Source organism: Pedococcus ginsenosidimutans (genome assembly GCF_039544395.1).
Lineage (GTDB): Bacteria > Actinomycetota > Actinomycetes > Actinomycetales > Dermatophilaceae > Pedococcus > Pedococcus ginsenosidimutans.
This window is the reverse complement of sequence record NZ_BAABLO010000001.1, coordinates 715,764-731,130: the sequence shown is the minus strand read 5'-3', so window position 1 is coordinate 731,130 and position 15,367 is coordinate 715,764. Positions and strand designations below refer to the sequence as shown.

Sequence of the window (15,367 nt, the reverse complement as noted above, 5' to 3'; positions counted from 1 at the left end):
GGACGGTCTTTCCATGGCCGCGCTCACTCCCATCACCACTGACCTGCTCGTGGTGAACCAGGGCATTAACATCGACATCGAGTCCATCGCGCCGGTCCAGGGCTTCACCGCCGACGCCTACGACGTCGCCAACATGACCATCACCGCGACCGTGTCGTCGCCGGCCGAACAGAGCTACCGCCTGGTGCTGGCAGCCGACGTCGAGGCCGGGACGTCCGCGTTCGCCCGCGTCGTGTCCGGGACCACGAAGCAGTTCAAGAAGCCGGCCACGTTCAAGCGCATCGTCAAGCGGGAGGCCGAGATCATCCGGCCCGTCCTGGCGAAGGCAGGCATCGTGCTGGACCCGGCCGGCAACGAGAAGAAGCAGCTCGAGGCGCACGCCGCGCATTACAAGGTCGCCGACCTGACCATCCCCGCCGGTCAGCACGTCATCCGCATCCACGCCAGCCAGAAGCTGAACGCAGTCGACGGCAACCTGCGCCGGTACACGTTCGTGATGTACGCCCCGCAGCTGAGCTTGGCCCCGGTCGGCAACGTGCGGCTGGGTGCCACGGTCGTGTTCCCGCTGGACCACACCGCCACCGTAGACACCCCCGTGGTCGAGCCGATGCCGGGGCAGCCCGGCGTCAACCTGGTCGGCGGTGGCGACACGCCGGTGCAGGTCGGGGCCCAGCGCGCGTTCGGGTGGGCGTTCCAGGCGGACCCGAAGATCACGGTCAGCTACACCTACCCCTGATCTGGGGTGTCCGCTGCTGGGCCGGTCACGTGAACCACGGGCCGGCCCAGAGTGAGTGGCGCATTCCGAGAAGCAGCCCCGCGCAACCATGGCAAGGCAATTGAGCAGACTTCACTCGCGTGATTGGTGGCCCTTTGTGGGCGGTGTGGGACGCCTGCCTCTCAGCTGGCTGTTGCGCGGACGGCTAGCGTCGGAGTATGCGCGTAGTCGTGATCGGCGGGACTGGACACATCGGCACCTACCTGACTCCCAGCCTCGTCGAAGCAGGCCACGAGACGGTGGTGATCAGCCGGGGAACGCAGAAGGCATACCGTGACGACGACCGCTGGCATGAAGTCGAGATGGTCGTCTGCGACCGAGAGGCCGCCGAGCGTGACGGCACCTTCGGGCCGACCATCGCGGAACTGGAGCCCGACGCCGTCATGGACCTGACCTGCTTCACCCCCGACCAGGCGCGTCACCTCGTCGACGCCCTGGACGGCCAGCACCTCGTCCACACCGGCACCGTCTGGTCCTATGGCGCCAGCACCTTGGTCCCCACGAAGGAAGACGCGCCCAAGCACCCCTACGGCGAGTACGGCGTCAACAAGCTCGCGGTCGAGCAGTACCTCATGAGCCAGGACCGGGTCCGCGCCAGCATCGTGCACCCCGGCCACATCTCCGGCCCGGGCTGGATGGCGATCAACCCGCAGGGCAACCTCGATCCAGGTGTCATCGACCGTCTACGCGAGGACGGCTCCTGCCTGCTGCCCGACCGTGGCGGCGAGACCATCCACCACGTCCACGCCGAGGACGTCGCCGGCCTGCACCAGGCCTGCCTCGAGCACCCGGACCAGGCTGTCGGCGAGAGCTTCAACAGCGTCTGCACCGAGGCGCTCACCCTGCGCGGCTACGCCGAGCTCGTCGCCCGCCACTTCGGTCACGAGCCCAAGCTCGAGTTCGCGCCTTGGGCCGAGTTCGAGAAGCGCGTCGACCCAGAGGCGGCCCAGGCCACGATGGAGCACATCGGACGCGCACCCATGTTCTCGATGGCCAAGGCCAAGGACCTCCTCGGCTTCGAGCCGAAGCACAGCGTCATCGACACCGTGCTGGAGTCCCTCGACGCCTGGGTCGCGGCCAGCCGCACCTGAGACCTTGGACCGCGCCTGAGACGCTGGGCTGAGCCCGACCAGTCCCTAACGAACCACCATGACCCGAGGAGACCCCCGATGGCCAAGACCGCGGACGGACGACCCCCGCTGCAGCGCGCGCTCGACGCGGCAACCGGCCTCAAGCCCGGTACCTGGGAGAGCGTGGAGGCGTTGGCACTGCTGGCGATCGAGGCCAAGGACCTGCCGGAGGGTGCTCGCCTGCGGGATGCCGCGCACACCGCTGCCGACGGGCTGAAGCCCGGCACCTGGGAGAGCGTCAAGGCCCTGGCCTGGGTCGCACGCGCCGACCGTGAGCTCCCCGGTACGCGCAGCGACGGCACCGCCTGACGCACCAGGGGCCCGTACGACGCGCACGACCCGCGCTGGCAGCCCCCCAGCGAGGTCAGAAGTCCGTCCCTAGCCGAGCGGGCTGACGCGGACCGCGGATGTGACTCGACCCTGTCCGGCGCGGATCGTCCGTCCCGCCAGCGGACCTCCGAGCGCGGCACTGACCCAGCACACGTCGAACAGCCCTGCGCTCAAGGGAAAGAAGCTCCATACCCCGGCCGCCACTCCCCACCAGTGGTTGCGGAAGGCGACGGCGAACGCGAGCCACGCGAGGCCGCCGACGAGCCGGAAGACTCTTCCCGGGTGGCTGTTGACCCACCGGGAGAACCGTGTGGCGTTGAACTGGTCGGCGCTCGACATCTCTGTCTCCTTCGCTGAGGTGCTGACACACTCAGTCTCATGACCGTCACGCGGTCGGGCCATGACGCAGACGCCGCAGGGGCTGACCGATCCACCGCCCTCGCGGACGCCTTGACGCGGATCCACCTCTCCGGCGCGATCTTCCTGCACAGCGTGTACACCGAGGCCTGGGCCTACGAGTCGCTGACGGGCCGCGAGGTCGCCGCCGTGCTGGCCCCGGACGCCGCGCGGCTCGTCCTGTTCCACGTCGTCCTCGCAGGCAGCTGCTGGATCGAGGCGGGCGCGCACAAGGTCTGGGCGCACGAGGGCGATGTGATCGTCCTCCCCTACAACGACCAGCACCGCATGGGTGGGCACGAGGCGGCCGAGCCGGTCTCCATCGCCCAGCTCATCGACCCACCGCCGTGGACCACGCTGCCGCACATCGTCCACGGCACGGGTGGCGCGCGCAGCGAGCTCGTGTGCGGCTTCCTCGCCTGCGACGACCGCCTGTTCGACCCCCGGATGGGGGTCTTCCCACCGGTGTTCGTCGTGACGCCGCCCGAGGGCCCGGTGCGCTCGTGGGTCCGGGCCAGCAGCGACCTCGTCCTCCAGCAGACGAGCCAGACCGCGGGGGACTGCCTCGCCGCGCCCACCGACATACCCCAGCTGCTGCTGCGCGAGGTGCTCAAGCTGCACCTCTCCAACGCCCCGGCCACCGCCACCGGCTGGCCGGCTGCCTTGCGCGACACCGTGATCGCGCCCGCGCTCGCCGCCATCCACGGTGACCCCGGCCGCCGGTGGGCGCTGGCCGACCTGGCCCGCGTCTCCGCCGTGTCGTCCACGGTGCTCGACGAACGCTTCCGCGCCGTCCTCGGCCTCGCCCCGATCCGCTACCTCACCGACTGGCGCATGCACGTGGCCGAGGACCTCCTGCGCACGACCACCCTGCCCGTCGCTACCGTCGCCCACCGCGTGGGCTACGAGGCGGAGGAGGCCTTCAGCCGCGCGTTCAAGCGCCACCACGGTTCCTCGCCGAGCACCTGGCGCGCGAGCTCGGACGGAGCGCGGTGAGGGCGGGTCCGACGAGGGGCACGGCCCACCTCGCGGACGGCACCGCCATCGCGTATGCGGTCACCGGCCGGGGCCCGGCCGTGGTCTACGTGCCCGGCTGGGTCTCCCACCTCGAGCTGGGCTGGGCGGTCCCAGCCGAGCGGCGCTTCTACGAGGGGCTGGCGACCGGCCGCACCCTGGTGAGGTACGACCGGCCCGGGTGCGGCCTATCCGGGCCCACCGACCGCACGGACGTCGCCGAGCTGGAGCTGGAGGTCCTGGCCGCGGTGGCGGAAGCAGTCGGCACCGAGCACTTCGACCTGGTCGGTGCCTCCTTCGGGGCGCCGCTCGCGGTGCGGTGGGCTGCCCGCCACCCGACCTCGGTGGGGCGGCTGGTCCTGTACGGCGGGTGGGTCCACGGCGACGGGGTCGCCTCCCCCGCGGTGCGGCAGCACGTGCTCGGGCTGGTCGACAGCCACTGGGGCCTGGCGTCGGACGTGCTGACCGACATCTTCGCCCCGGAAGCGGACGCGGGCTTCAGAGCCGTCTTCGCCCGGTACCAACGCGATTCGGCCCCTGCCGCCATGGCCCACCAGCTGCTGGCCGCGTGCTACGCCATCGACGTGTCCGAGGACCTCGCTCGGATCACCGCCCGCACCACCGTGGTCCACCGCCAGGACGACCGCGCCGTGCCGCTCGCCGAGGGGCAGCGGCTGGCGGCCGGGATCCCCGGCTCGACCCTCACCGTGCTCCCCGGCCGCACCCACCTGCCCTTCGCCGGCGACACCCACGCCCTCCTGCGCGCCATACGTGCCGGGCTGGGGCTGCCCGCCCTCGAACAGGAGGTGGCGCCGCCACCACTGACCCCGCGCCAGACGGAGGTGGCGCGGCTGGTGGCCCGGGGCTGGTCGAACCGCCAGATCGCCGAGGAGCTGGTGATCACCGAGCGCTCCGCCGAGTCGCACGTCGAGCGGATCCGCGCGCGGCTGGGCTTCCGCTCCCGGTCCCAGGTCGCGGCCTGGTACGCCGCGTCGAACCCGACCCCGTGAGGTCCACCGACGCGGAAGTGCGGTGTTTCCACGGCTGACGGCACCAGCGCGCCCCGGACACGCTGGATCCATGACGACGCATCGCGACCACCCGGTCCTCGGACGCTTCAACTCCGCCTTCTTCCAGGTCATGGGCGGCTACCTCGACCGCCACATGCGGCAGCACAAGGCGGAGGTGTTCGCCGACCTGCCCGGCACCGTGGTCGAACTCGGCCCGGGGGTCGGGGCCAACCTGCGCTACCTGCCGCCCGGCGCCCGGCTCATCGCCATCGAGCCCAACCGCCACATGCACGCCCGCCTTCGCAGGGCAGCGCGCGCCCACGGCGTCGACCTCGAGGTCCGCAGCATCGTCGCCGAGCAGGTCGACCTGCCCGATGCCAGCGTCGACGCCGTCATCTCCAGCCTGGTGCTGTGCAGCGTCGGCGACCCGGAGGCGGTGCTGCGCGAGGTCCGACGGATCCTGCGACCGGGGGGCCGGTTCAGCTTCGTCGAGCACGTCGTGGCCGAGGACGGTACGGGTACGCGCACGGCGCAGCGCCTCCTGCGTCGACCGTGGGCGTGGCTGTTCGAGGGGTGCTCGTGCGAACGGGACCTCGCCGGGGTCATCCGGTCGGCCGGGTTCGGCAGCGTCGACCTGCAGCCGTACCGGATCCGCTCACCGTTCCTGCCGTTCAACACCCACATCGCAGGCACGGCCGTCACGGCCAGCGCGACCGTCCCGGCCTAGCCGTCCGCCCTGGTCGTCCCGACCCAGTCGCCCCTAGCCGTCGAGCTGCAGGACGAAGTCGTCGAAGACGTGACGGCCGGGGCGGTCGCCGACCTCCGCCACCGCGCGTCGGACGTCGCGCAGCTGCTCGACGGTCATCTCCAGCGGCGGTTCGTCCGGCTGGAACGTGGTGCGGACGGGGTAGTCCTCGCCCGGGGTGGTGCTCATCTCGATGTGGCAGCCGAGCACGTGGCTCACCGGGTGGGTGTCCGCGAACGCGACGAGCCGGTCGATGGTCAACGCGTATGCCGCGGGGTCCTCGACGTAGAGCCGCCCCGGGTAGACCGTGTCCCCGGTCAGGAGGAATCCGCTGTGCGCATCGAAGTACGTCACCGCGGCCGCGTCATGGCCCGGGCTGGCGATGCAGTCCACCACCCGGCCGCCGAGGTCCAGTCGCGCCGAGCAGTCCAGGTCGGCGGTCAGGCCCAGGTGGCGGTACACGGACCCGCGGTCTGCGCTGACCACGGTGGTGCGAGGCCGGTCGGCGAGCTGCCCGTCCCCCGCGACGTGGTCACCGTGCGAGTGGGTGTGCAGGACCAGCAGCTCGTACCCGGCGTGCGGATGGCGGTGCAGCCACTGACCGACCAGGGCGTCGACGGTGCTGCGGAGCGGGAACAGCGCGGCGTCGGCAGTCGCCCCCGTGTCCAGCAGCAGGGCGCGCTCGTCCCCGAACAGCAGGAACAGGAACGGCGCCTCGTAGTTGATCGCCTTGTTCTGGCGCAGGATCACCGTGGCGTCGTCGTGCCAGTGGACCTGCAGGTCCGGGTCGGTGTTGTGCTTGGCCGACTCCGACCCGTGGATCCACCGGACCTGCAAGGGATCCGGGTGGCTCACTGCGCCTGGACGCTCAGGAGTAGGTGGGGCGGTCCGGGTGCTCGGGGTCGGCGGTGCCGGGCGACTCGGGCATGTGGTTGGCCGCGAGGGCGTCACGCTCGCCGTACAGGAGGTCGTCGCGGTCGGTGATGATCGACAGCGGCGCGCCGCTCGCCTCGGCGAGCTGCTGGGCCAGCCGGTCGTACGACGTGTCGGGCAACCGCACGTCGCCGTCCTCGAGGCGGTCGCGCAGCTTCGCGGTGAGGTCGTCGAGGCGCGCGTCCCCGGCGGTCGCGCTCAGCTCGACGACGGTCCGCACGTAGTGGTCGAGCTGCTCGGGACTGAGCGACTCCACGAACGGGGTGTTCAGGGTGATGGTGAGTCCACGGTCCGGGGTGTGGCCGACGGGGACATGTTCAGTCATGTTCCCGACCCTAACCGCGGCCGCCGCGACATGCCTCGGCGAGCAGAACCCCTCGGTGGCAGGATGGCGGGCATGAACATCCCCCAGGTGTCCGTGACCGAGCTGCCCGACGACGCGCTCATCCTCGACGTGCGCGAGCAGGACGAGTGGGACGCCGGCCACGCTCCCGGGGCCGTCCACATCCCGCTCGGCGAGCTGCCGGCGCGCCTCGGTGACCTGCCCGACCCCGACGCCGGCACCCTCGGCGTGGTCTGCCGCGCCGGCGGCCGGTCGTCGCGCGCCGTGGCGTGGCTGTCGCAGCAGGGTTTCGACGTGGCCAACGTCGACGGTGGCATGCAGGCGTGGCACCGCGAGGGCAAGCAGCTGGTCGCCGACTCCGGCTCCCCCTCGGTCAAGTAGCCGACGATGGCCTGGTTCGGTCGGCGCAAGGACGAGGAGCCAGAGCCCGTCGAGGACCTCGAGCTCGCCTCGGCCGGTGACCAGCTCGTCGCCGACGGTGAGTCCCTGCGACCCTTGGTCAAGGGCCTCGGCCCCGACGAGACCGCCCGGATCCAGGCCGCACTGGGGACGCTCGACGCCGAGGGTGTCGACGTCGACGACCTGGCCTCGCTCAGCAAGGGCCTCGATGCCGCCTACACCGCCTGGGCGCAGGCCCGCGAGGAGGACCGGCCCGACCACGCCGCCGTCGTCGAGCGCTACGCCATCGGCATCGGCGAGCACCTCGACCGCCACACCGACCTCGACTGGCAGGTGGTGACCGACGTGTTCGGCACCGACCTCGCGCTCACCGAGGGCTTCAAGGGCACCTTCGTCGTGGTGCCCCACAACCTCGTGGCCGGGCGCTGGATGCGCGGCGAGACCGGCTGGATCCCCGCCGTGGTCGGCCACATCGTGCGCCGCCGCACCCGCCGCTGACGGAAGCGGACGTCGTACCGAGCAACCCGGATCGGGGAGTATGGCGCTGTATCGACTCCCCGCTAGAAAGTCGCATACACGTCCATCGTTGTGGATGACACAGGAGCCGCGAGGCCGACACGATGCCCGCGTATCCGCGCCTCTCGGGATATCCCTAGACGGACCCATACCCTGCGATCGTGGACCCGATCCGTAACCCCTACGCCCCCGGCGCCGGCCAGCGGCCGCCCGAGCTCGCCGGCCGCGACGAGCAGCTCCAGGCGTTCGACATCGTGCTGGAGCGGATCGCCCGCGGGCGTCCGGAGCGCTCCATCGTCTTGACCGGGCTGCGCGGGGTGGGCAAGACGGTGCTGCTCAACGCGCTGCGCTCGGCAGCGGTCCGCGCGCACTGGGGCACCGGCAAGCTCGAGGCGCGCCCCGACCAGGGCCTGCGCCGCCCGCTGTCGGCGGCGCTGCACGTCGCGGTCCGCGAGCTGGGCCACCCTCAGGGTGACGACGTCGACCACGTGCTCGGCGTCATCAAGGCCTTCGCCCAGCGCGACGCCGCCCCCGGCGCCAAGCTGCGCGAGAAGTGGAACCCCGGCATCGACGCACCCGCCGTCACCGGCCGCGCCGACTCCGGCGACATCGAGATCGATCTCGTCGAGCTGCTCACCGACGTCGGTGGCCTCGCGGCGGACGTCGGCAAGGGGGTCGCCGTCTTCGTCGACGAGATGCAGGACCTCTCCGCCGAGGACGTCTCGGCCGTCTGCGCCGCCTGCCACGAGATCTCGCAGTCGGGGCTGCCCGTCATCGTCGTCGGCGCCGGGCTCCCACACCTGCCGGCGGTGCTCTCGGCGTCGAAGTCCTACTCCGAGCGGCTCTTCCGCTACCAGCGCATCGACCGCCTCGACCGCGCCGCCGCCGACCTGGCCCTCGTGGCACCGGCGCAGGACGAGGGCGCGGAGTTCACGCCCGAGGCGCTGCAGGCCATGTACGCCGCCACGGCCGGGTACCCGTACTTCGTCCAGGCCTACGGCAAGGTCGCGTGGGACGTCGCGCCCCGCACCCCGATCACCGCCGACGACGTCAAGGTCGCTGCCCCGGAGGCAGAGGCCGAGCTCGCGGTCGGCTTCTTCGGCTCGCGGTTCGAGCGGGCGACCCCGGCCGAGCGGGAGTACCTGCGCGCCATGGCCGACGCCGCCGTGGCGCTCGTGGAGTCGGGTGAGGAAGTCGACGAGACCGAGTCCGTGCCGACGTCGGCGGTCGCGACGCTGCTCGACCGCAAGCCGCAGTCGCTGTCGCCGGCTCGCGACGCCTTGCTCAAGAAGGGCCTCATCTACTCGGGAGAGCGGGGCCGCATCGCCTTCACCGTCCCCCACTTCGGCCGCTACCTGCGCGCCACCGGCTGAGGCCCACCACCCGTATGGCGCGCGCGACGGGTCCGGGGGACAGGGTCGTCCTCGAGACCGAGCGCCTCGTGCTGCGGTCCTGGCGGCCGGGTGAGGGGGTCGTCCTGCACCAGCTGTGGACCGAACGCGACCCACGCGTCCCGCCGCGCCGGCGGATCGACAACGACGGCCACCCGACGGTGGACGAGCTCGAGGACTCGATCCGCAGCGACGAGCTGTGGGCGACCGGGCTGCTCGCGGTCGAACGCAGCGCCGAGGCCGACGTCATCGGCTACTGCGGCCTGGTCGACAGTGGACGAGGAGCGGCCGACGAGCCGGAGCTCGCGTTCGAGCTGCTGACCCGCGCCCGGGGCCACGGGTACGCGACCGAGGCCGCGCGCGCCGTACTCGGCTGGGCGGGGTCGTGCGGCCACCGGAGGGTATGGGCCACGGTGTGGGACTGGAACACCGCGTCGCGCCGGGTCCTGGCCAAGCTCGGCTTCGTCGAGACGGGTCGGACCGAGGTGGATCCCGTCCACGGCACGACGCTGTTCACGACCCGCCGCCCCTGAACGGGGGTGTCGCGCCGCGGGCGACTGCCATGACGCCTCGCAGGACCAGGGTGCCGGGGTCGCCGTCGACGGTCACGGCCCCTGACCCCCACAGCTCCGGGAGCGTCCAGCGTCGGGCTGCGGACAGGGCGGCCTCCCCGTAGCCGGGGAAGGCGAGGGCCCCACCGGCCAGGACGAGCAGGCCTGGGTTGAGCAGGTTGAGCACCGTGGCCAAGGCCTCACCGAGGGCCCGGCCGGCCCCCTCCACGGCTGCCTGCGCGTCCTCGTCGCCGCGAGACAGCAGCGCGCGGACCTCGTCGGCAGACGCACCGAGGCGGGACAGGATGGCAGCACCGGAGGCGACCGAGTCGAGCGTGCCCACCTCGCCCCCGGCGCGCACCGGCACGCTGCCCAGCTCGCCGGCCCAGCCGTCGGCACCGCGGTGGACCCGGCCGTTGCTGGTGAAGCAGGCGGCGATGCCGGTCCCGGCAACGACCACCGCGAGGTCGTCCACGTGTGGGTGGGCCTGCTGGGCGCCGTACAGGGCCGCACGGACGTCGTTGACGAGGCGCGAGCCGGGGTGCCGGTCGAGGGCACGCGGCCGCCACTCCTCGATCCGCGGCAGGACGTCCGAGACGACGACACGGGTCCCGTCGGTGGCGACCAGCCCGGGGCACGCGATGGCCAGGGCCGTGGGTGCACCGACCTCGTGCAGGAACCCGTCGACCACGTCGTCGAGCTGCCCGGGCGTGGTGTCACGGCCCGTCGCCAGCCGCCGCTCGTGGACCACCACGCCCGTCGCGTCCTCGGCCCGGAGCAGGGCCTTGGTTCCACCGATGTCGACTGCGACCGTCAGCGCCGGACCCATGGGCAGAACCCTGTCATGCCGGCCGGCCTGAGGGGAGGCTGAGGGCCCGGGCTCCAGGGCCCTCGCAGGCGGCTCGGCACGGCTACGTTGAGCGGACCCAGCCGAGGAGCCCGCATGATCGAGCACGTCCACACCGCAGTCACCGCCGCGTCCCAGGGGATCGGCAGCGACCTCCTCGACCTCCAGATGCCGGTGCTGGAGAAGGTCCTGCGCACCGTCGCCGTGTACCTCGGGATCGCCGCACTCATCCGGGTCGCCGGCAAGCGGCTCATGGCGCAGATGAACTCCCTCGACCTCGTCGTCGTCCTGCTGCTCAGCAACGTCGTGCAGAACGCCATCATCGGCGAGGACAACTCCCTCCTCGGCGGGCTCATCGGCGCCCTGGTCCTCGTGACGTTCAACGCGGTCCTGGACCACTGGTCGATGCACAGCCCCCGGGTGGCCTGGCTCCTCAGCGGCAAGGCGACCCAGGTCGTCGCCGACGGGGTGGTCGACCACGCGGCCCTGCGCCGCCTCGGCATGACCCAGGAAGAGCTCGCGAACGCCATCCAGGCCCAGGGCGCCGACTCCTTCTCCGAGGTGCGGCAGGTCCTGATCGAGCCCGGCGGGTCCGTCAGCGTCGACCTGCGCCCGGAGGCGCACAGCGCGACCATCGCCGACCTGCGCCGGGCCGTCGACACCCTCACCGCCCAGCTCCAGCAGCTCCAGCCGCCGCGTCCCCAGCCCTAGGCGGTCGCCCCGGCCGACTCGAGGTCGAGCAGGAAGCGCTTGGCCTCGAGCCCGCCCGCGTACCCGGTCAGCGCACCGCTCGACGCGACGACGCGGTGGCACGGGAGCACGACGCACAGCGGGTTGGCGCCGAGGGCCGCGCCCACGGCGCGCGCCGCCGACGGGCGCTCCACGAGCCGCGCCAGCTGGCCGTACGTCGCGCGCTCGCCGTACCCCACGGACGTGGCGAGGCGCGGCAGCACCACTCGCTGGAAGTCCGAGGCCATGGCGAGGTCGGTACGCAGCGTGAAGGCGTGCAGTTGTCCGGCGAGGAAGTCCTCGAGCTGACGCCGTGCCTCGTCGAGCTCGCGCGGCTGGCGCAGGATGCGGGGCGAGACCTTCGCGCTCAGCCGCGCCAGGACGGTCGCCTCCACGTCGGGGGTGGGCACGAACGCAGAAGCCACCAGGGCACCGGAGTCGTTGCGCGCCAACAGCATCCGGCCCACTGCGGTGTCCTCCACGACGTAGGCGACGTCGGAAGGGGCGAGGGTCGGTGGCCGCAGCCCGCGCGGCTCGAACCGGCCCAGCGGTGCGAGCGGGTCAGCCGGGTCGAGGGAGCGGCCGTGGTCGAGGTCCAGGGAGTCCCCGAGGTCGTCGGCAGGAGTGGGTGTGCGGCTCATGGCAGGTCCTTCCGCAGGGTCGCGAGCGCGTCGCTCACCAGGCGCCGGCTCATGGCCGGTGAGCAGCCGAGGGCGGCGGCGATGGTCGGGTGGTCCAGGTCGGCGACGTACTTGAGGACGACGGCCTCGCGCTGCCTCGGGGGCAGGGCGTGGACCGCGGACCACAGCGGTTCGTCGGGCAGGTCGGCGTCGGCCCCGTCGACCACGGGCACGCGGTGGGCCAGGGAGGCCGGGTCGTCGTGCGGCACCGCGCGGCGCGCACGCCCGCGGTGGGCGTCCATCGCGCAGCGGTGCGTGATGGTGAGCAGCCAGCTGCGCAGGTTGGTGGCCGAGCGCAGCGACGGGTAGGCCGCGAGCGCCTGGGTCCACGCCTGCTGGGCGACGTCGTCGCCGTCGACGGGCCCGGCCAGCACGTGGGCGAGACGGGCCACGTCCCGCCAGTGGTCGTCGACGAGGAGCTGGAAGGCGGGTAGCTGCACACCCATCGAACGCAGCACCCCCTCTCCGTGTGAGCCGGCGTGGCCTGCGGTGTCCGATATGGAACCATGGTGCCGTGCCCGACGAAGCCGTCTCCGTGCGGTCCGGTGCTGTCCCACGGCGGGGCCCGCTGGTCATCGCCCACCGTGGTTCGAGCCTCGCGGAGCCGGAGCACACCCTCAAGGCCTACCGGCGCGCCATCGAGGAGGGGGCGGACGCCCTGGAGTGCGACGTGCGGCTCACCGCCGACTCCCACCTCGTCTGCGTCCACGACCGCCGGGTCAACCGCACGTCCAACGGCCGGGGCAGCGTCTCCACGCTGGAGCTCGCCGAGCTCGAGGGCATGGACTGGGGTTCGTGGAAGCAGGCGCACCCGCAGGAGCTCGAGCTGCCCGACCGTGACCGCAACCGGCTGCTCACCCTGCGCAGCCTGTTGACCACGGTGACCGCCTCTGACCGGCCCATCGGCCTGGCCATCGAGACCAAGCACCCGACCCGGTACGCCGGCCTCGTCGAGCGCCAGCTCGCCCGGGTGCTGGCCGACTTCGGCCTCGACGGCCCGCAGCGACCCGGCCAGCACTGGGTGCGCGTGATGTCGTTCTCCCAGCTGGCGGTCCAGCGCATGCGCCAGCTGTGCCCGGAGGTCCCCGCCGTGTACCTCATCGAGGAGTCGGTGCCCCTGCGGTTCCGTGACGGGTCGCTGCCGCGGGGCGTCCACACCGTCGGCCTCGACATCCAGATCGTGCGCCGCTGGCCGGAGACCGTGGCGCGGCAACACCGCCGCGGCCACGAGGTCTACGTCTGGACCGTGGACGACCCCGCCGACGTGAGGCTCTGCATCGACCTCGGTGTGGACGCGATCATCAGCAACCACCCGAGCGCAGTCCTCGACGCCCTGCGCACGAGTCGATAGTCTCCGTCCCAATTCTCCCGCGACGATGGGATCTGGCACGGCATGACAGCACCACACCCCGACCGCCCCGTGCGGTCCGTGCCGGCGTCCCCCCGCAGGGGCGGAGACTCCGCCCGCACCGTACGGGTGCCGTGGCGCGCCACCAGCGTCTCCAAGGTGCGCCGCACGCTCGTGGACGACCTCGGGACCCGTGACGTGCCGCCGGTGGTCGTGGACGAGGCCGAGATCGTGGTCTCCGAGCTGGTCTCCAACGCGATCCGGCACGCGCGCCCGCTCTCCGACGGCAACCTGCGGGTGCACTGGAAGGTCAAGGCGGGCGTCGTGGAGGTCGAGGTGACCGACGGCGGCAGCGAGAGCAGCCCGCGTCCGGCCCCGCGCACCATCTGGGCGCCGTCGGGTCGTGGCCTGCGGATCGTCCGCTCGCTGGCCCACGAGTGGGGCGTCACCGAGGACCGCAACGGCACGACCGTGTGGGCCTCCCTCGGTGGCCCGTCGCGCCGCCGCAGCCACTGACCGCGGCTCCCAGCCGGTCACTGCCGCGCAGGGCGGGCCACTAGGGTTTGCGCCATGGGTAAGGCATCGCGGCGCCGCAGGACCGGCGCAGACCAGGGCTCCACCGACCACCAGCGCACGAAGGTCGAGCCCGCTCCCTTCGTGGCCCGGCCGTTCGAGGGCCTGCCCAACGAGACGGACTGGGTCGCAATGCGCGAGATCCTTCCCGCCGCGACGGCCTCCATCGCCTTCGCCGAGGGCAAGGCCCCCGAGTCCTCGCCCACCGACGTCACCGTGGCGACCGTGCTGCCGATGGCGTGGCCGGGCCTGCACCGTGCCGACGGCACCGTCTTCCTCGGCACCCAGTCCGGTTCGGTCTCCGGTGACGCCTCCCGCGACCTCGCGACCAGCCTGCTCGCCGCGGCCGGCGCCGAGCAGGGCACCCCGGTGGCCTCCACCCCCGCCTCGACGGTCGAGACCCCGCGCCTGCAGGACCTGCTCGACCTGTCCAGGCCGTTCGAGGTCACGGTGCACGAGGGTTTCGACTTCTGGGTCGGCGACAGCGAGCTCGACGACGACGCGAAGGCGTCGCTGGAGCGGGCTAACGAGTCCGTCATCCCCACCACGAAGATGGATGCCGCGCCCTCGGCGTACTGGTGCCGCATCGGTGAGCGCACGCACATCCGCCTGGTGCTCCCCGAGGACGAGGACGTCGCCACCGACGCGCTGGCCAGGCTGCACGCCGGCGGCGAGAGCGGCCTCGGCGGCGAGACCCGCCTCCTGGGCGCCTTCCGCGCCTGCGGCCTGCTCGTCCCGGTGTGGGACCTCGACCCGGAGAAGTCCGCGGCCGACTACGAGTCCGAGCTGGCCTCGTTCATGACGCGGTACGCCGCGGCGGTCGCCTCCACGGAGCCGCTCACCGCCGACGAGCGCCGGGCGAAGTCGGGCCTGCTCAGCCGCCAGGTCACCCTCCGCTGACATGACGTCCACGGACGGGCGCCGCGTCGGCGTGGCCGCAGTGCTCCCGGCCAAGGACGAGGCCGAGCGGATCGCCGCGACGGTGGCCGCCGTGCGCGGCATACCCGGCGTGGACCTCGTCGTCGTCGTCGACGACGGGAGCTCCGACGCCACCGCCGAGCTGGCGCGGGAGGCGGGCGCGGAGGTCGCCCGGCACGCCCGCAACCGCGGCAAGGCCGCAGCCATGACCACCGGAGCGGCCCACGTCGCGCGTCACGAGGCGGTCGAGCACGGGGCCGACGCGTCGCTCCCGTCCCGCCCGCTGCTGTTCGTCGACGGCGACCTCGAGGACTCGGCGTCCAACGTCGCAGCCCTCGTGCCGCCGGTGCTCGAGGGCCGGGCCGACATGACCATCGCCACCCTGCCGCCGCAGAAGACCCCCGGTGGCGGCCGTGGCTTCGTGGTGCGGCTGGCCCGCAAGGGCATCGCCGACCTCACCGGGTTCGAGGCCGTGCAGCCGCTGTCGGGGATGCGCTGCATCACGAGGGAGGCCTTCGAGGCGGCGACCCCCCTGGCCAGGGGCTGGGGCGTGGAGGTCGGGCTGACCGTCGACGTGCTGCTCGCCGGGCTGCGCGTCGAGGAGGTGCCCTGCGAGCTGCACCACCGCGTGAGCGGGAGCGACTGGCGCGGGCAGCTCCACCGGGCCCGCCAGTACCGCGACGTGGCCCTCGCCCTGGCGCGTCGGCGCGCACGTCGCGGCCTGCGCTGACCAGACTGC

General features: G+C 72.7%; 21 protein-coding genes. 15 read left to right on the top strand and 6 right to left on the bottom strand.

The features are described 5' to 3' along the window. Positions 1 to 13 precede the first annotated feature (13 nt). The 3 genes from ABEA42_RS03645 to ABEA42_RS03635 all read left to right on the top strand — a co-directional run bounded on the left by ABEA42_RS03645 (position 14) and on the right by ABEA42_RS03635 (position 2,214). Positions 14 to 736, top strand: a complete 723-nt coding sequence (locus ABEA42_RS03645; RefSeq protein WP_345501250.1) for a hypothetical protein — start codon at positions 14 to 16, stop codon at positions 734 to 736. 197 nt (positions 737 to 933) lie between these two features. After that, entirely contained in the window at positions 934 to 1,866 is a 933-nt protein-coding gene (locus tag ABEA42_RS03640) for an NAD-dependent epimerase/dehydratase family protein (RefSeq protein WP_345501248.1), read from the top strand. A gap of 78 nt (positions 1,867 to 1,944) precedes the next feature. After that, entirely contained in the window at positions 1,945 to 2,214 is a 270-nt protein-coding gene (locus ABEA42_RS03635; RefSeq protein ID WP_345501247.1) for a hypothetical protein, read from the top strand. A gap of 69 nt (positions 2,215 to 2,283) precedes the next feature. Here ABEA42_RS03635 and ABEA42_RS03630 read toward each other — a convergent pair whose 3' ends face one another. Further along, complete coding sequence (locus ABEA42_RS03630) at positions 2,284 to 2,574, bottom strand: hypothetical protein (RefSeq protein ID WP_345501245.1); 291 nt, start codon at positions 2,572 to 2,574, stop codon at positions 2,284 to 2,286. Positions 2,575 to 2,613: 39 nt separating this feature from the next. Here ABEA42_RS03630 and ABEA42_RS03625 point away from each other — a divergent pair, with 39 nt between their 5' ends. The 3 genes from ABEA42_RS03625 (at position 2,614) to ABEA42_RS03615 (ending at position 5,382) form a co-directional block, all read left to right on the top strand. Continuing rightward, positions 2,614 to 3,627, top strand: coding sequence for an AraC family transcriptional regulator (locus tag ABEA42_RS03625; RefSeq protein ID WP_345501243.1), 1,014 nt, complete (start codon positions 2,614 to 2,616; stop codon positions 3,625 to 3,627). Further along, complete coding sequence (locus ABEA42_RS03620) at positions 3,624 to 4,655, top strand: alpha/beta fold hydrolase (protein WP_345501242.1); 1,032 nt, start codon at positions 3,624 to 3,626, stop codon at positions 4,653 to 4,655. Before ABEA42_RS03625 ends, ABEA42_RS03620 begins: the two co-directional genes overlap by 4 nt. 70 nt (positions 4,656 to 4,725) lie before the next feature. Further along, positions 4,726 to 5,382, top strand: coding sequence for a class I SAM-dependent methyltransferase (locus ABEA42_RS03615; RefSeq protein ID WP_345501240.1), 657 nt, complete (start codon positions 4,726 to 4,728; stop codon positions 5,380 to 5,382). A 33-nt stretch (positions 5,383 to 5,415) separates the two neighbouring features. On the opposite strand, the gene ABEA42_RS03610 is transcribed toward ABEA42_RS03615, so the two are convergent. Together ABEA42_RS03610 and ABEA42_RS03605 are read right to left on the bottom strand one after the other, a co-directional pair. Beyond that, entirely contained in the window at positions 5,416 to 6,237 is an 822-nt protein-coding gene (locus tag ABEA42_RS03610; RefSeq protein ID WP_345501239.1) for an MBL fold metallo-hydrolase, read from the bottom strand. A gap of 31 nt (positions 6,238 to 6,268) precedes the next feature. Beyond that, the gene (locus ABEA42_RS03605) at positions 6,269 to 6,658 is read right to left on the bottom strand and encodes a P-loop NTPase family protein (RefSeq protein ID WP_345501237.1); all 390 of its coding nucleotides are present in this window, start codon (positions 6,656 to 6,658) and stop codon (positions 6,269 to 6,271) included. A 72-nt stretch (positions 6,659 to 6,730) separates the two neighbouring features. Here ABEA42_RS03605 and ABEA42_RS03600 point away from each other — a divergent pair, with 72 nt between their 5' ends. The 4 genes from ABEA42_RS03600 (at position 6,731) to ABEA42_RS03585 (ending at position 9,515) form a co-directional block, all read left to right on the top strand. Then, a complete protein-coding gene (locus ABEA42_RS03600; protein WP_345501236.1) occupies positions 6,731 to 7,057 on the top strand; it encodes a rhodanese-like domain-containing protein in 327 nt (108 codons plus the stop codon). A gap of 6 nt (positions 7,058 to 7,063) precedes the next feature. Beyond that, positions 7,064 to 7,573, top strand: coding sequence for a DUF3806 domain-containing protein (locus ABEA42_RS03595; protein WP_345501235.1), 510 nt, complete (start codon positions 7,064 to 7,066; stop codon positions 7,571 to 7,573). 179 nt (positions 7,574 to 7,752) lie between these two features. Next, a complete protein-coding gene (locus ABEA42_RS03590; protein WP_345501234.1) occupies positions 7,753 to 8,964 on the top strand; it encodes an ATP-binding protein in 1,212 nt (403 codons plus the stop codon). Positions 8,965 to 8,978: 14 nt separating this feature from the next. Further along, positions 8,979 to 9,515 (top strand): GNAT family N-acetyltransferase, encoded by a 537-nt coding sequence (locus ABEA42_RS03585; protein ID WP_345501233.1) that lies wholly within the window; start codon positions 8,979 to 8,981, stop codon positions 9,513 to 9,515. Here ABEA42_RS03585 and ABEA42_RS03580 read toward each other — a convergent pair. Then, entirely contained in the window at positions 9,496 to 10,362 is an 867-nt protein-coding gene (locus tag ABEA42_RS03580) for an ROK family protein (RefSeq protein ID WP_345501232.1), read from the bottom strand. The two genes, ABEA42_RS03585 and ABEA42_RS03580, sit on opposite strands and share 20 nt — an antisense overlap. 114 nt (positions 10,363 to 10,476) lie before the next feature. Here ABEA42_RS03580 and ABEA42_RS03575 point away from each other — a divergent pair, with 114 nt between their 5' ends. Further along, entirely contained in the window at positions 10,477 to 11,091 is a 615-nt protein-coding gene (locus tag ABEA42_RS03575) for a DUF421 domain-containing protein (protein ID WP_345501230.1), read from the top strand. On the opposite strand, the gene ABEA42_RS03570 is transcribed toward ABEA42_RS03575, so the two are convergent. Both ABEA42_RS03570 and ABEA42_RS03565 read right to left on the bottom strand, forming a co-directional pair. Continuing rightward, positions 11,088 to 11,750: a methylated-DNA--[protein]-cysteine S-methyltransferase gene (locus ABEA42_RS03570; protein WP_345501229.1), complete on the bottom strand. Its 663-nt coding sequence runs from the start codon at positions 11,748 to 11,750 to the stop codon at positions 11,088 to 11,090. The two genes, ABEA42_RS03575 and ABEA42_RS03570, sit on opposite strands and share 4 nt — an antisense overlap. Further along, positions 11,747 to 12,235: an RNA polymerase sigma factor gene (locus ABEA42_RS03565; RefSeq protein ID WP_345501227.1), complete on the bottom strand. Its 489-nt coding sequence runs from the start codon at positions 12,233 to 12,235 to the stop codon at positions 11,747 to 11,749. The genes ABEA42_RS03570 and ABEA42_RS03565 overlap by 4 nt, the downstream gene beginning before the upstream one ends. Before the next feature lie 68 nt (positions 12,236 to 12,303). Here ABEA42_RS03565 and ABEA42_RS03560 point away from each other — a divergent pair, with 68 nt between their 5' ends. Genes ABEA42_RS03560 through ABEA42_RS03545 form a run of 4 tightly spaced genes read left to right on the top strand, consistent with a single transcriptional unit; the run spans position 12,304 to position 15,358 of the window. After that, positions 12,304 to 13,140: a glycerophosphodiester phosphodiesterase gene (locus ABEA42_RS03560; protein WP_345501225.1), complete on the top strand. Its 837-nt coding sequence runs from the start codon at positions 12,304 to 12,306 to the stop codon at positions 13,138 to 13,140. A gap of 42 nt (positions 13,141 to 13,182) precedes the next feature. Then, on the top strand, positions 13,183 to 13,653 hold the full coding sequence (locus ABEA42_RS03555) for an ATP-binding protein (protein ID WP_345501223.1): 471 nt from the start codon (positions 13,183 to 13,185) through the stop codon (positions 13,651 to 13,653). 54 nt (positions 13,654 to 13,707) lie between these two features. Beyond that, on the top strand, positions 13,708 to 14,610 hold the full coding sequence (locus ABEA42_RS03550; RefSeq protein ID WP_345501221.1) for a DUF5926 family protein: 903 nt from the start codon (positions 13,708 to 13,710) through the stop codon (positions 14,608 to 14,610). 1 nt (position 14,611) lies between these two features. Beyond that, positions 14,612 to 15,358 carry a glycosyltransferase gene (locus ABEA42_RS03545; RefSeq protein WP_345501220.1) on the top strand — a complete coding sequence of 249 codons (747 nt, stop codon included), beginning with the start codon at positions 14,612 to 14,614 and terminating at the stop codon, positions 15,356 to 15,358. Positions 15,359 to 15,367 lie beyond the last annotated feature (9 nt).

Bases quoted from the DNA above. Each gene is read 5' to 3' on its own strand.
- ABEA42_RS03625 (WP_345501243.1), top strand. From the start codon at position 2,614: ATGACCGTCACGCGGTCGGGCCATGACGCAGACGCCGCAGGGGCTGAC.
- ABEA42_RS03570 (WP_345501229.1), bottom strand. From the start codon at position 11,750: ATGAGCCGCACACCCACTCCTGCCGACGACCTCGGGGACTCCCTGGAC.
- ABEA42_RS03555 (WP_345501223.1), top strand. From the start codon at position 13,183: ATGACAGCACCACACCCCGACCGCCCCGTGCGGTCCGTGCCGGCGTCC.
- ABEA42_RS03605 (WP_345501237.1), bottom strand. From the start codon at position 6,658: ATGACTGAACATGTCCCCGTCGGCCACACCCCGGACCGTGGACTCACC.
- ABEA42_RS03550 (WP_345501221.1), top strand. From the start codon at position 13,708: ATGGGTAAGGCATCGCGGCGCCGCAGGACCGGCGCAGACCAGGGCTCC.
- ABEA42_RS03640 (WP_345501248.1), top strand. From the start codon at position 934: ATGCGCGTAGTCGTGATCGGCGGGACTGGACACATCGGCACCTACCTG.
- ABEA42_RS03595 (WP_345501235.1), top strand. From the start codon at position 7,064: ATGGCCTGGTTCGGTCGGCGCAAGGACGAGGAGCCAGAGCCCGTCGAG.
- ABEA42_RS03545 (WP_345501220.1), top strand. From the start codon at position 14,612: ATGACGTCCACGGACGGGCGCCGCGTCGGCGTGGCCGCAGTGCTCCCG.
- ABEA42_RS03630 (WP_345501245.1), bottom strand. From the start codon at position 2,574: ATGTCGAGCGCCGACCAGTTCAACGCCACACGGTTCTCCCGGTGGGTC.
- ABEA42_RS03580 (WP_345501232.1), bottom strand. From the start codon at position 10,362: ATGGGTCCGGCGCTGACGGTCGCAGTCGACATCGGTGGAACCAAGGCC.
- ABEA42_RS03565 (WP_345501227.1), bottom strand. From the start codon at position 12,235: ATGGGTGTGCAGCTACCCGCCTTCCAGCTCCTCGTCGACGACCACTGG.
- ABEA42_RS03575 (WP_345501230.1), top strand. From the start codon at position 10,477: ATGATCGAGCACGTCCACACCGCAGTCACCGCCGCGTCCCAGGGGATC.
- ABEA42_RS03600 (WP_345501236.1), top strand. From the start codon at position 6,731: ATGAACATCCCCCAGGTGTCCGTGACCGAGCTGCCCGACGACGCGCTC.
- ABEA42_RS03635 (WP_345501247.1), top strand. From the start codon at position 1,945: ATGGCCAAGACCGCGGACGGACGACCCCCGCTGCAGCGCGCGCTCGAC.
- ABEA42_RS03585 (WP_345501233.1), top strand. From the start codon at position 8,979: ATGGCGCGCGCGACGGGTCCGGGGGACAGGGTCGTCCTCGAGACCGAG.
- ABEA42_RS03615 (WP_345501240.1), top strand. From the start codon at position 4,726: ATGACGACGCATCGCGACCACCCGGTCCTCGGACGCTTCAACTCCGCC.
- ABEA42_RS03645 (WP_345501250.1), top strand. From the start codon at position 14: ATGGCCGCGCTCACTCCCATCACCACTGACCTGCTCGTGGTGAACCAG.